The sequence below is a fragment of the Scytonema sp. UIC 10036 genome (assembly GCF_009725235.1).
This window is the reverse complement of the sequence record NZ_WJFC01000060.1, coordinates 1-14,404: the sequence shown is the minus strand read 5'-3', so window position 1 is coordinate 14,404 and position 14,404 is coordinate 1. Positions and strand designations below refer to the sequence as shown.

The 14,404-nt window shown below is 38.0% G+C and carries 8 protein-coding genes; 7 read left to right on the top strand and 1 reads right to left on the bottom strand.

Features of this window, described 5'->3' with window-relative positions:
- The first annotated feature begins 217 nt into the window (after positions 1 to 217).
- From petB to F7734_RS26140, 7 genes are all read left to right on the top strand, one after another.
- Positions 218 to 865 (top strand): cytochrome b6, encoded by a 648-nt coding sequence (petB, locus tag F7734_RS26170; protein ID WP_038084233.1) that lies wholly within the window; start codon positions 218 to 220, stop codon positions 863 to 865.
- A gap of 114 nt (positions 866 to 979) precedes the next feature.
- Positions 980 to 1,462 (top strand): cytochrome b6-f complex subunit IV, encoded by a 483-nt coding sequence (gene petD / locus F7734_RS26165; protein ID WP_155747558.1) that lies wholly within the window; start codon positions 980 to 982, stop codon positions 1,460 to 1,462.
- Between the two features lie 218 nt (positions 1,463 to 1,680).
- A complete protein-coding gene (locus F7734_RS26160) occupies positions 1,681 to 2,124 on the top strand; it encodes an anti-sigma regulatory factor (protein WP_155747557.1) in 444 nt (147 codons plus the stop codon).
- Between the two features lie 218 nt (positions 2,125 to 2,342).
- Entirely contained in the window at positions 2,343 to 3,464 is a 1,122-nt protein-coding gene (locus F7734_RS26155; protein WP_155747556.1) for a glycosyltransferase, read from the top strand.
- Positions 3,465 to 3,551: 87 nt separating this feature from the next.
- A complete protein-coding gene (locus tag F7734_RS26150) occupies positions 3,552 to 3,929 on the top strand; it encodes a hypothetical protein (RefSeq protein ID WP_155747555.1) in 378 nt (125 codons plus the stop codon).
- A gap of 392 nt (positions 3,930 to 4,321) precedes the next feature.
- Positions 4,322 to 9,922 carry an ATP-binding sensor histidine kinase gene (locus F7734_RS26145; RefSeq protein WP_155747554.1) on the top strand — a complete coding sequence of 1,867 codons (5,601 nt, stop codon included), beginning with the start codon at positions 4,322 to 4,324 and terminating at the stop codon, positions 9,920 to 9,922.
- 154 nt (positions 9,923 to 10,076) lie between these two features.
- The gene (locus tag F7734_RS26140) at positions 10,077 to 10,514 is read left to right on the top strand and encodes a hypothetical protein (RefSeq protein ID WP_155747553.1); all 438 of its coding nucleotides are present in this window, start codon (positions 10,077 to 10,079) and stop codon (positions 10,512 to 10,514) included.
- Positions 10,515 to 10,661: 147 nt separating this feature from the next.
- Here F7734_RS26140 and F7734_RS26135 read toward each other — a convergent pair whose 3' ends face one another.
- On the bottom strand, positions 10,662 to 14,291 hold the full coding sequence (locus F7734_RS26135; RefSeq protein WP_155747552.1) for a hybrid sensor histidine kinase/response regulator: 3,630 nt from the start codon (positions 14,289 to 14,291) through the stop codon (positions 10,662 to 10,664).
- Positions 14,292 to 14,404: the final 113 nt, after the last annotated feature.

Below are 14,404 nucleotides of genomic sequence, written 5' to 3'. Positions count from 1 at the left end.
AATCCCAAAGTCTGGACTAGGGAAAAGTCTGAGCGCAGCATAGCTAAATGCCATTTTGGATTTTAGATTTTAGATTTTGGATTGAGAAAGTCCTGTAGACTTGATTTCAGCCAACTATCTATAGCATTCTTTGTTCAAATTGGTATAACAGGCGAAGTTAAGTTCAGAACTTTATAGATTTATCAACCGCGAGTCAATTTTAGGAAATTGAGATTGTATGGCCAACGTTTACGACTGGTTTGAGGAGCGTCTGGAAATTCAGGCGCTAGCTGACGACGTAACCAGCAAGTACGTCCCTCCCCACGTCAACATCTTCTACTGCCTGGGTGGAATCACACTGACGTGCTTTCTCATCCAGTTTGCCACTGGATTTGCCATGACATTCTACTATAAGCCAACCGTTGCGGAAGCTTATTCTTCCGTGCAGTACATCATGAATGGTGTAAACTTTGGCTGGCTGATTCGCTCCGTTCATCGCTGGTCTGCCAGCATGATGGTGCTGATGATGATCTTGCACGTCTTTCGAGTTTACCTCACCGGAGGCTTCAAAAAGCCCCGCGAACTGACTTGGGTCAGTGGTGTCATCCTCGCTGTGATCACTGTTTCCTTTGGTGTGACTGGTTACTCTCTACCTTGGGACCAAGTTGGTTACTGGGCTGTGAAAATCGTTAGTGGTGTACCAGAAGCAATTCCTGTAGTTGGTACCCTCATAGCTGACCTCCTGCGCGGTGGTTCCAGCGTTGGTCAAGCTACATTGACCCGTTATTACAGCGCACACACTTTTGTGTTGCCCTGGTTGATTGCAGTCTTCATGCTGTTGCACTTCTTGATGATTCGCAAGCAAGGCATTTCGGGTCCATTGTAATTCAAGGGTTAGTGGTTAGTGGTTAGTGGTTAGTGGTTATTAGCAACCAACGACTAACAACTAACAACTAACAACCAACTAAAATGTATTTAAGTTAGGAGAGCACATTAAAAAATGGCTACACAGAAAAAACCAGACCTCAGCGATCCAAAGTTAAGAGCCAAACTAGCACTGGGCATGGGTCACAATTACTACGGCGAACCCGCTTGGCCCAATGACTTACTTTACGTGTTCCCAGTTGTTATTATGGGATCGTTTGCTGCTATAGTGGCTTTGTCTGTACTTGACCCGGCAATGGTTGGAGAACCAGCAAATCCCTTCGCTACTCCACTGGAAATTTTGCCAGAGTGGTACTTATATCCTGTGTTCCAGATTCTCCGTTCAGTTCCTAACAAACTCTTAGGGGTGTTGTTGATGGCTTCCGTACCCTTGGGGCTAATTCTCGTTCCTTTTATTGAGAACGTGAATAAGTTCCAAAATCCCTTCCGCCGCCCAGTCGCAACAACAGTGTTCTTGATTGGCACTTTGGTGACTCTGTGGTTGGGAATTGGTGCGACTTTTCCAATTGACAAGTCCTTTACCTTCGGACTGTTCTAAATCAGTCGCTGAATAGCACATCAATCAGACGCCTGTGAATTTTTCAACAAGTGCAAAATATGTACTTTTGAGAAAAATTAACAGGCGTCAATTGTAATAATTTAGGGTGTATCATAAGATTTCTATTTTTGATTGCGAAACGTAATTACAAAATCACAAATCTGGGATATACAAGAGGTACACACATTTTTAACTCATTTACGTTTAAATCAAGGTCAATGCTTAGCATAGTGCAGCAAGACCATCTGACGGTGAAGAGCGAACTCAAGCTTCTTAACCAAGTGCAGCAGTGGTTTGAGCAATTTTGCCTGCAAAACCTGCCACCACGTGGTTGGTCGGAAAGCCAACTGTATCGCCTAAACCTGGCACTAGCAGAAGGCTTTACTAATGCCGTTCGTCACGCTCATCATTCCTTACCGCCGGAAACAACTATAGAGATAGATGTTTCTCTATGGATCGATCGCTTGGAGATTAGAATTTGGGACCAGGGGAATCCTTTTAATCCAGATGCGATCGCAGAACCAGAACCAGGAACTCTTCAAGTAGGGGGATATGGATGGTTTCTTCTGAGGCGCTTGGCAGATAAAGTTCTCTACGAACGGGGTACAGACGGAAGAAATTGCTTGCTCATCGTCAAATACGGTCTACAGGGACAACAATAAAAATCTGATGAGTACAAAATACCTCAAAGATTTTCGCGCATCGGGGGAGTGGTCTATTGGAAGCCTTCCCTCTCTTTGCAGATCTGGGGACTGGAGACAAGGGAGACAAGGGAGACAAGGGAGACAAGGGAGACAAGGAAGAAAGTAGGGTGATGCCCTGTTGACTAATGCCCTTTTGCCTTTTTGCCCAATGACCAATGACCAATGACCAATAACAAATGCCAAAAACCAATCATGTCTTCGTGTTTATAGAAATTTTTGAACGAGAGGGTGGCATTCAATCTTATGTAAAAGATATTTTTAGAGCATATCAGGCGTTGTCGGCACCTTATTATGCAGAAGTGTTTCTTCTGAGAGATCGTCCTATCGTCTCAAATCCCTTTGAATCGGAACGGTTAAAATTTCACTACTTTAAGTCTCAATCGCCACAACTCGAACGCCTGAAACTTTCGATAGCGTTACTTTTTTGTCTGTTACAATCACGTCCCCAACACGTTTTTTGCGGTCATATTAACCTTGCACCTCTTGTTGCTATGTTGTGCAATCCTTTGGGAATTCCCTATACGGTGATGACTCATGGCAAAGAGGTTTGGCAACCGTTACCACCTCCGATGAAATCTAGCCTGCAAAAAGCAGCTCGTATTTGGACAGTTAGCCGCTATACAAGCAAAGTTGCCTGTGCAGCTAATGACCTAGACCCCAGTAAAGTTAACCTTATGCCTTGTGCGGTGAACGGCGATCGCTTTACTCCAGGAGCAAAATCACCTGCATTGATGGAGCGTTATGGTTTGACAGGGGCTAAAGTACTGATGACTGTCGCTCGTCTGTGGTCGGGGGATATCTATAAAGGGGTGGATATTACTATTCAAGCATTGCCACAAATAGCTCGTGTTTTTCCAGAAGTCAAGTATTTAGCCATCGGTCGTGGTGATGACCAGCCTAGATTAGCACAATTAGCTCTAGATGTGGGAGTCAGAGATCGCGTTATCTTTGCTGGATTTGTTCCTACAGAAGAATTGATAGAACACTATCGCCTTGCTGATGCTTACGTAATGCCTTCTCAAGAAGGTTTTGGAATTGTTTATTTAGAAGCCATGGCCTGCGGCATACCAGTAGTTTCGGGAGATGATGATGGGTCTGCTGACCCATTACAAGATGGTAAACTAGGATGGCGAGTGCCGCACCGAGATCCAAATGCTGTAGCAGCAGCTTGTATAGAAATACTTAAAGCAGAAGACCAGCGTTGTAACGGTCAATGGCTCAGACAACAGGTACTGACTCTGTTTGACATCAACGCTTTCCAAAGGCGCTTGCAAGAGCAGTTGACCGGTAACCAGTGACAAATGACCAATGACAAATGACAAATGACTTATTTAACTAACTGAGAAACTCGCTATTCTAGAGGAAGAGCAAGACGTTTTTTAAAAATGAGCCTTAAAACTTTTCAGGTAAATCTGTCTAATCTTCGCCCTTGGCTAACTTTGCTAGTCTTCATGTGGTTGCTTGGCTCGTTGGGCTTGGGCTGGTTAGTAAATTCCGTACTCATTATTGTTGGGCTACTATTGCTGGCACCCATTCTTGCGTTTTTTGGGTTTCGTCTGTGGTTGCAACGTAACTTGGTGAGCGATCGCTGTCCTGTTTGTCAATATGAATTTACAGGTTTAAATAAAACTCAGTTACAGTGTCCCAACTGTGGGGAACAGTTATTGGTTCAAAACAGCCATTTTCGACGTTTTACACCAGATGGCACAATTGATGTTACCGCAACAGCAGTCGAAGTGCAGAGCCAAGTGCTGGAAGAATGAGTACAAATATTTGTAGTTCTGTATCAAGTTTGAGTTGATGTATCTTTCTGTTTCCAGTAACCCGGTTTTTTAAAAAGCCGGGTTTTTGATGTGTTTACAACTAATGTTATTGGGAAAACTAAGCATATCTTTCAGTTTACACCGAACATCACCGCGATCGGTCACTTCTGGCAATAGTTGGTATTGTAGGATGGTTATCTTTCCATCACGGATATGGATGGCAAGTTTAAACCTTGCTGCAATTGGTGATTTCCTGCAAAGCCTCAAAATTGTTAGTTGCAGCTATTGCTCACGAAATTAACAACCCTGTCAACTTTATCTAATAGAAGCGAGCAAATTTTGGGAATCCTGTATTTAGCCAATACTTTGAAGTCTATCGAGAGGGTTACAAAATGCTCGTGCCCCAATTCATTCCAGGCTATGATTTAACTGAAATTATTTATGAGGGAATTCATACTGTTATCTATCGGGGTCTATCTTTACAAAACCAGCAGCGAGTTATTCTCAAAATTCTTAAAGCCGACGCTCCGTGTTTAGAGGCGATCGCCAGCCTCTTACACGAGTACGAAACTGTTGCTCATCTAGATTTGCCCGGAATTGTCAAAGTTTTAAAAAAAGAAACTTATAAAAATCGATTGGCAATTGTATTTGAAGACTTTGGCGGACAATCGCTCAAGGAACTGTTAAATGCAACACAATTAGATTTAGTTACATTTCTAAATATTGCGATACAACTATCACAAGCGCTAGCAGACTTGCATTCACATCATATTATTCATAAAGATGTGAAACCAGGAAATATCATCATCAACCCTACAACTGGAATTGTCAAGCTGACTGATTTTAGTATTGCCAGCCAACTTGATAGCGAAACAACCCAAGCGATAAATACTAACCAACTGGAAGGCACTTTAGCTTATATGTCTCCAGAACAAACTGGGAGAATGAATCGCACTATAGACTATCGCAGTGATTTTTATTCATTAGGTGTAACTTTATATGAAATTCTTGTCGGTGAATTACCTTTTAAAAGTAATGACCCATTGGAGTTAGTATACTGTCATATTGCACAACTTCCTCCTGCTGTTGAACAACTCAAGCCACAGATACCATCAGCCATTAGTGCCATCGTTATGAAACTGATGGCAAAAAATGCTGAGGATAGATATCAAAATGCTTTGGGGCTAAAAGCTGACTTGGAATTTATTGCTGCACATCTTCATAATATTAAACTAATGACGAGCTTCAAACCGGGCGAATGCGATCGCGCTCCGGATCTCCTCATTCCTCAAAAACTTTACGGGCGGGAAGAGGAAGTGTTAAACATATTAGCAGCATTTAATCGTGTAGCAGGGGACACAGAGGAAGAGGAAGCCCAACACAGAATTCACAATCCCAAATCCAAAGTTGAAATGATACTAGTGTCGGGTTACTCTGGTATTGGCAAATCATCTCTCGTCAATGAAGTACAAAAACCGATATTACGACAAAGAGGGCATTTCATTTCAGGAAAATTTGACCAGTTTCAGCGTAATATTCCTTATGCTGCTATTATTCAAGCTTTTCAAAGTTTAATACAATTCTTATTATTAGAAGATGCTGTATCATTACAAAGATGGAGAGAAAAACTGCAAGCAGCTTTAGGTGATAACGGACAAATAATTGTCGATCTCATTCCAGAAGTAGAGTTAATTATTGGAAAACAGCCAAAAGTACAACAGCTAGGGCTAACTGAAGCACAGAATCACTTTCATCTAGTTTTTCAAAAATTTCTTCATGTTTTTACTCAGAAAGAACATCCATTAGTCATCTTTTTAGATGATTTGCAGTGGGCAGATATTGCTTCACTCAAATTGATGCAATTGTCGCTCGCCGATCCAGACAGTCAATATTTACTTTTAATTGGTGCATATCGAGATAATGAAGTTAGCCCCTACCATCCTTTGATGCAAACAGTCGAAGAAATACAAAAGGCAGGAGCGATAATCAATCATATAGCTGTGAAACCTTTAGATTTAGCTTGTGTTAATCAATTGCTATGCGATACTCTCGATTGCACAGAATCACCTCAAATACAAGAACTTGCATCTTTACTGTTTAACAAAACTGCTGGCAATCCCTTTTTTATGACTCAAGTGTTGAAGACACTACAACAAGAAATGTTACTGGTGTTTGATCTGATTCAAAAACAATGGCAGTGGAGTATTGAACAGATTCAAACAGTGGGAATCACTGACTTAGGTGTTGTAGAACTTATGGCACGCAATATCAGTCAGTTACCCAAAGAAACGCAAGATACTTTAACTTACGCTGCTTGTATTGGCGATCGCTTTAAATTAGATGTATTGGCTATTATAACTCAAAAATCTATTCGTGAAGTAGCTGAGAACTTGTGGATAGCACTACAACAGGGATTTATTTTGCCATTAAACAAAGATTATAAAGTTCCTTTACTCTTTAGAGAAAGCGAACTCAAACAATTTGACTTTGATGAGTCGCGATTAGAATACCGTTTCCTGCATGACAGAGTACAACAAGCAGTTTATTCGTTGATTCCCAATCGGCAAAAGCAAGCGACTCATCGTAAAATTGGTCAATTGCTATTGTCTAAAACTCCAAAAGAACAATTACAAGAAAATATTTTTGATATTGTTAACCAACTAAATGCTGGGCTAACGGCTTTCAGAGAGCGAGTAGAACAAGATGAGCTAGTACAATTGAACTTAATAGCTGGACAGAAGGCAAAAGCTTCTGCTGCCTATGAACCTGCAGTTAAATACTTACGAACAGCTATGGAATTACTGACAGCAGATAGTTGGAACACACATCATGATTTAACACTAGGTTTATATAAAGAACGAGCCGAAGTTGAATTTATAAATGGTGATTTTGACAAAGCAGAAACTTTAATACATACAGCTCTTACCCAAACAAAATCCAGTCTTCACAAATCAGATTTATACAGACTTCTGGTTTTACAATATACTTTACAATCTAAATATGATGCAGCAGTGGAAGCTGCAAAAAAAGGGCTTCATTTACTAGAAATTCCTTTGCCTGAAGAGAATTTGACGGCAGTCGTAAAGGATGAAATTCTAGAAGTTGAAAAAAAATTACATAATCAAGATATTGCCTCAATAGTTAATAAGCCACAGATATTGCTAGAAGACAAAAAATTAGCCATAAAACTACTTATTGCGGTTGAGCCAGCTACTATTATCAAATCAAATCTTGATTTGTTTGTCATTGTTTGTTTAAAAGCAGTTAATCTTTCTTTAAAATACGGTAATATTCCTGAATCAGTAAAAGCTTACTGTAGTTATGGCATGATTCTTGGCTGTTTCTTTGAAGATTATAGTTCGGGTTATGAATTTGGTTTACACGCATTAGAGTTAGGGGCAAAATTTAATGATAAAGCTCAAATCTGTAAAGCAAGTTTTACACTAGGAAGTTTTATATACTGCTGGTCAAAACATATTAAAGGAGCAGCTAATATTAATTATGACGGTTATCAAGCAGGTTTAGAATCGGGCGAGCTTTTATTTGGAGGATATAATCTTTTTAGTAAAATTTGTAATTTGTTTTTTCAAGGCTTAGAACTCAAATCAATTCTTTCCGAAATATCAGTTTGTTTGTCTTTCACAAAACAAATAAAACATATTTTTGGAAGTGAGACAATATTAGCAGTCAAATTAGCAATACTTGATTTGCTTGACAATGAATTAGAACAAAAAGATAGCCAAATCTCAGAATCTAAATTTTTGGCACAATGCCAACAAAACAAAAATCTCTTTGCTCTAGGTGTTTATTTTATTTGCAAGTCTCAATCTTCCTATTTAAAAAATCAATTTGAGACTGCCTTAGATTATATGAAGTTGTCTGAAGATTCGCTTCAATCAATGGTAGGTTTCGCAATATCTTCTGAATATTATTTTTATCTTTCACTCATTTTAGCTAATTTATCGAAGAAGGGAACAGGGAACGGGGAACGGGGAACAGGGGTGTTTTTACGAAGTAAAAACATCCATGTGAGACCGTTCCAGTTCCCTGTTTTAAGGGGGTCTAAAACCCCATCTTCTACAAGTTGCTCGTTTCGGTTGGGGTTTAAATCCCCCTACGTTACAGTCTGTTCCCTGTTCCCTGTTCCCCGTTCCCTTTTAATCTCTACAGTTGATGGAAATGAAAAAGCAAAATATCTGGAGCAATTACAGAAAAATCAGCAGCAAATGAAAATTTGGGCGGATAATTGCCCGGAAAATTTTTTACATAGGTATCTTTTAGTAGAAGCAGAAATAGCCCGAATTACCGGAAAGGATTTAGAAGCAATTGATTTATACGATCGCGCCATTGAATCAGCTAGAGAACAAGAGTTTATTCAGAATGAAGCCTTGGCATTAGAATTAGCAGCAAAGTTTTGGTTAAGTAAAGGTAAACAAGAGATTATTAAACTTTATATGACTACAGCTTACCAATGTTATATGAAATGGGGAGCTACAGTTAAAGTTCAACAATTAGAAACACAGTACTCCTACCTAACTGTTAAAGCTTCAACACTAATCTCTAAAGATAGTACTATTACCACAACTTCTACTAGTATTAATGCTTCTCTAACTTTTGATATGTTAACGGTAGTTAAAGCCTCTCAAGCATTATCTGGAGAAATTGTTCTAGAGTGTTTGCTCAAAAAACTCATGCATTTAGTTCGGGAAAATGCAGGCGCTCAGAAAGTCTTCTTTTTAAACAAAAAAAATAATCAATTATTTTTGGAGGCTTTTTTAAGTGAAGACAATGAGGCGATGGTTTGCCAATCAAAGAGTATAAATGCTTGTAACCTATTGCCAAAGAACCTAATTACCTACGTTCAACGTACCCATGTACCGTTGGTTTTAGATAATGCCAGCCAGAATCAACAATTTAATTCCGATCCATATATAGCCACACATCAACCAAAATCTATTCTTGTTTTACCGATTTTGCATCAAAGCAATATTGTGGGAATTTTATACTTAGAAAATAATCTGACCAAAGGTGCTTTTAGCCAAGATAGAGTAGAAGTCTTACACATCCTAGCTGCACAAGCGGCAATTTCTCTAGAAAATGCAAATTTTTATAACACTTTGGAAATAAAAGTCGCTCAAAGAACGCAGGAATTGCAAAACACATTAGAAGAACTCCGGCGAACACAACTACAAATGATCCAAAATGAAAAGATGTCCAGTTTAGGGCAATTAGTTGCTGGAATTGCTCATGAAATTAATAACCCCATTAACTTTATTTATGGAAATTTAAACCACGTAGCAGAGTATACTCAGTCTTTACTAAGATTAGTAGACATTTACTTAGAAAACCCTTTAATATCTTTATCAGAAATTCTTGGAAAAGCAGAGGAGATAGATATAGAATATATCCGAGTAGATTTGCCTAAACTGTTAACTTCATTGCGAACAGGTGCATCTCGTATTCGAGATATTGTCCAATCATTGCGAAATTTCTCTCGTTTAGATGAAGCAGCTCTTAAAGCTGTTGATATTCACCAAGGAATTGATAATACCCTGATGATTCTCAGTTCAAAACTTGAAAGTATTCAAGTTATCAACGAGTATGCTAAGTTACCCCTAGTCCAGTGCTATGCTGCAGAACTTAACCAGGTATTTATGTATGTACTGACAAATGCAATTGATGCTATTGAAGAGGCATTTATCCTTGGCGATCGCTTATTAAGAAAGGAGAAAGGACAAATTAGAATTCGCACAGAATTGAGACAAGATAATCAAGTTGCTATTTGTATAGCAGACAATGGTGTGGGTATGACAGCAGAGGTGCAAAATAAAATGTGTGACCCGTTTTTTACAACGAAACCAGTAGGTAAGGGCAATGGCTTGGGTTTGTCTATCACTTATCAAATTGTGGTGGAAAAACATGGCGGTCATTTAATTTGTCAATCTCTCCCAGGAGAAGGTACAGAATTTACCATCTTGCTACCACACAGGTAAGTACTACTAGCTATGGTTTGTCGAGCGCTGTACTGATGCGATAACTTGTGTAAAATTTAATTATAAATTACGCATTTTTATTGATTTACATTTCTTTACATTTGTTTCATTATATAAAAAACAGAGTTAGAGTTCAAAATAATTGATGTCAAAGATGCATAATATATCTAACAATATATCCAACAATTTTCTTGATTCCTCAGATCATTTTGATTATTTTACAGATTATGCAACTTATTACTTATCAAGAAAAAAGAATGAGTTATATTGTGCTCTGGGAAATTCTTTGCTAGAAAAGTCAATATTATCTGAAAAATCAGCCAAAATAGATGTAAATCCTTTTGATACAACTAATTTTTTAAGTTATAAGAAAGGTAAAACATACATGAAAAGTATCAAAGAAAAAATCAACCTTTTTGTTTGTAAGGAGTGGAAATTTTGTGAAAAGCTTGAAGCTTACCAAAGTGATGTAGAACTAGCAATAGACATCAGTCAGATTTTAGCTTCTAAAATTTCAGGAGTTCCAATATTTGCAGTTTCAGCACTTATAGTTAAACAAGGTGCTCACGAATTCTGCAATTGTCATAAGTGAAACGTCAATGGAAGGTGACAGCCCTTCTAAAAGCACTCTCTCGATCCGGTGCTGAGTATAAGACAGGAGGCGGAGTCTCTTAGAAGGCATTCTGTGGCGGAGCCACCGGATCGAGGCGATCGCCGAGTGCTGGTCACTGGTTACTGCTCACTTCTCGCTGCTAACTGTTAACAAACTCTCAATTGTTGAAATAAATTCATGCTCTAAGTAAGGTTTAGTGATATATGCTTTGGCTCCTAATTCCCGAGCAAGACAACGGTGCTTTTCTGTACTGCGAGATGTTAAAACAACTATAGGTAGATTTGCTAAATTTGGGTTGTGCTGAATATGGGACAAAAGCTCAAATCCATTCATGCGTGGCATTTCTAAATCAGAAATTATAACTTGAATTTCTGGATGTGCTTGTAACTGTTCCAAAGCTTCTACGCCATTTTGGGCTTGCAATACTTGATAACCAAACTTTTGTAGGGTTAGAGAAAGGGTTTGGCGCAAACTAATAGCATCATCTACCACCAAAACTACTTTTGGTGTCTGATAAGTTTGTTTTTGATAAGGACTAACTTCTTGCTTTGATGATGAATTCAGGAGAGGTATGGGTTTTAGTGTTGAAGGTGATACAGGTAAAGCTTTCTGTTGAGAAGTGGCTGGTGATAATGCTTTGGTATCAAGTACTGCTTGCATTTGGTTAGATGGTTCGAGCAGCAGTGCAGCATCGATTACCAAAACCATGTTTCCATTGGCTAGGCTACTACAGCCATAGATATATTTAGGTGGAGCGATGGTTTGACCTAAAGGTCTAATAACTAGTTCTTGTTCACCGATGATTTGGTCAACTTCTAAACCTACACGTTCTTGATTTCGTCTTAGTAAGAGTACGGGATTCTTCAGGTTTTCTGTGCTATCTGTTTGTTTGTTTTGTAGAGTTCTGGCACTAGCATAACGACTGTTATAGTCAATCAATTCTGAAAGATGACGGATGCTAACCATGCATTCATCATTGTCTGTTTTCCAGTACAAAACTTTCTTACCTTCAAATTCTTTAATTGTGTGAGCGGAAGGAAAAATAATTTTTTCAATACTGTCCAATAATAGGGCATAAACAATACCTCCAGCTTGTACTAGCATGAGTTTATCGGTAGTCATAGAGAAAGGAATTTTAAGTATAAATGTTGTTCCTTGATTGGGTAAGGATTGAACAGTTATGGAGCCATTGAGAGAATATAATTGAGAACGGACAATATCTAATCCCATACCCCGTCCGGAAATTTCACTGACTTTACTAGCAGTGGTAAACCCAGGTAAAAATAAAAGCTCTAGGAGTTTTTCTTCTGTCGCTTTAGAAAGATAGCTTCTAGCATCTTCAACCGATATAAAATCAAGCTCTACAGCCTTTGTGCAAATTTTATCTAAATCTAATCCCTGTCCATCATCTCGGACTTCAATAATAGTTTGGCTACCTTGATGATAAGCACAAATTTCAATTAAACCTCGTTCTAATTTTCCTAAATCGCGTCGAATTTCTGGTAGCTCAATACCGTGATCGAAGGCATTACGGACTAATTGTAATAAAGGAGCAGATAGTTTTTCTGCTATTGCTTTCTCTATTAGCACATGAGTCCCAGTAAATTTTATATCTATAAGTTTGCCATACAAATTTCCTAAATTTTGTACCATCTGGGGAAAAGGATTGAGAATATCTCCCAAAGGTATCATTCTTACTTCTACTAAATTGTCAATAATATTGAGTGTTAATCGCTGGCTTTTTTCTTGAATTTGTGTAGCCTGTTTAGTGAGTAGATCGAGTGATTCTGTTGTTTCTTGGAGTTGAAATGTCTCTTCTATTGCTGAGTACAAATTAACATTAAATTCTGTATACTCATCCATTTCTAAAGTATCAAATTTTATATCAGCAAAGTTTTGCTTGTTCTTTGATGCAGAATTTTGTCCTTGAAGTGGTAATTCACGTAACTGGTTTAAAGTCTTTTGATGTCTTTGGAGTTGATGAAATAGTTGTTCAATAATTTCCCCAAGCTGTTCATCGTACAGATGCTGTCGTTTTTGACAAATGAGTAATTCTCCTGCTTGGTAATTAAGTGTATTTAAACTCTCTACATCAACTCTAATAAATGAATTTTGTCGAGCATTCTGTGACGGTTGATTTTTTTCATCAACTTGCTTTTCAATTTTTAAATTGGAATCGGAAGTAACAAATTCAGCAACTGTTTCGGATCTATCTATTGTTGCTGATTCTTGAATGACTAATGACTGAGGAAATTCTACTGATTCATCACTGTTCGTTTCTATACTTGAAGCGCTCGCAATCTCAGTTCCCCATATTGTCTCTATGAGAGAGTCATTAGCTTGAGCTAATGTAGGATGTATTGTTTTAATTTCTAAAAGCTTCTGTAATTTTGGACTATCTAGCCAATTTTTCTCTTGTTCTGTAATTGGAGGATAGTTTTTATATTCTTTTGCTATCTGAATAATTCGGTTTTTGAGTGCTTGAAGAACTGGAAGCTCGCTATTGAATGTTTTATATTGAAATTTAGCAACTGCAAAAAGAACTTTGAAGATAATGCCTTGGCGGTAGAGAGAAAGACTATAGTTATCCATTGGCTCGGTTAAAAATTCAAGCCATTGAGATAACCAGTTTTCCAGTTCCTCCAGAGAGTTTTCTGTCTGTACTTTAGGAACAAGTAGAGCTAAACTAAGTTCTTGATAAGGAACTTTGAGTTGATGATTAAACCATCCCAAAATGTAGCGGATAACTTTTAAATAAAGCTTAGCTTCTCTAGTTGTTAAAGATTTATTTTTAGTGCTACCAGCTTTAATTAAAAATTTATATAATTTGGAGATTTCATCTCTTAATAATGTAGTGGTAGCAGGTGAATCAACACATAAATCTTCTACGGTATCTACAGTTAACTCACGTACTATATCTGTATGAGCTTCTTCTTGGGGTAATAAGAGGGTATTAAAACTTTTTATTAAGGGTTGTGAGAGTTGGCGTAAAGCTGCAGAAGGAGGCTCGCTACCAGTGCGATCGCCTGCTATAATTGCCTTTTGTTCCCTTTGAAAATCAGCCAGAGCAAGTTCTGCAATTTCCAGCGTACAAGTTGGATTTGCTTCTAATGCAGCCAGAGTTGTTTTAGTGATTTCTCCAAACCCAGGTAAATTTAAAGATTCTGCTAAACCCAGAAAAACTTCAGCTTGAGAACGTAAAAAATCCGCGAGTTCATCTGTATTGCGTACATCTTGAATAGCTTGAGCAATGCTTTCTAAGCGTTGTTGTACGCCTGTTTCAAATATAGATTGTACAATATCAAATCCCAGTTCTACAGAAGTGGGAATACGATTGTCAATGTCTAAAGCATTACCTAGTTTTTCATGCAATCGTGCAAACACTGTAGTGGCTCGTTGAAGCACTTCCTCATCATTAATACTGCTACCTGAGATTTCTGCAGTTATAGGAAGACGAAGGCATTCATAAGCTTGTAGCAGTAGTGTTTGTAATTCAGCGTCAATGACAACCTCTGAGTTGTAAAGACATCTAATAATATCTTCTAAAGAATGAGCAATTTTGTTAATGGTTTTTAACTCAACAATAGCGGCTCCTCCTTTGATTGTATGGGCAGCCCTCATTAAGTTATGTACTTTAGCAATGCTATAATCTTGTGCTAAGCTATAAAGTTCTTGCTCAATAGTTTGTAGTAATTCTGGAACTTCATTGAGAAAGTATGTGTAGCTTTGTTCGCGAATAAAAGAATCAGTCAACATATTTTGGATTTTGGATTTTAGATTTTGGATTTTGGATTTTGGATTATTAGATTTTGGATTTTGGATTTTTGATTTTTTATAAATAGATTTTTGATAATTTAATTATTTATTTT

Bases quoted from the DNA above. Each gene is read 5' to 3' on its own strand.
- petB (WP_038084233.1), top strand. From the start codon at position 218: ATGGCCAACGTTTACGACTGGTTTGAGGAGCGTCTGGAAATTCAGGCG.
- petD (WP_155747558.1), top strand. From the start codon at position 980: ATGGCTACACAGAAAAAACCAGACCTCAGCGATCCAAAGTTAAGAGCC.
- F7734_RS26160 (WP_155747557.1), top strand. From the start codon at position 1,681: ATGCTTAGCATAGTGCAGCAAGACCATCTGACGGTGAAGAGCGAACTC.
- F7734_RS26155 (WP_155747556.1), top strand. From the start codon at position 2,343: ATGCCAAAAACCAATCATGTCTTCGTGTTTATAGAAATTTTTGAACGA.
- F7734_RS26150 (WP_155747555.1), top strand. From the start codon at position 3,552: ATGAGCCTTAAAACTTTTCAGGTAAATCTGTCTAATCTTCGCCCTTGG.
- F7734_RS26145 (WP_155747554.1), top strand. From the start codon at position 4,322: ATGCTCGTGCCCCAATTCATTCCAGGCTATGATTTAACTGAAATTATT.
- F7734_RS26140 (WP_155747553.1), top strand. From the start codon at position 10,077: ATGCATAATATATCTAACAATATATCCAACAATTTTCTTGATTCCTCA.
- F7734_RS26135 (WP_155747552.1), bottom strand. From the start codon at position 14,291: ATGTTGACTGATTCTTTTATTCGCGAACAAAGCTACACATACTTTCTC.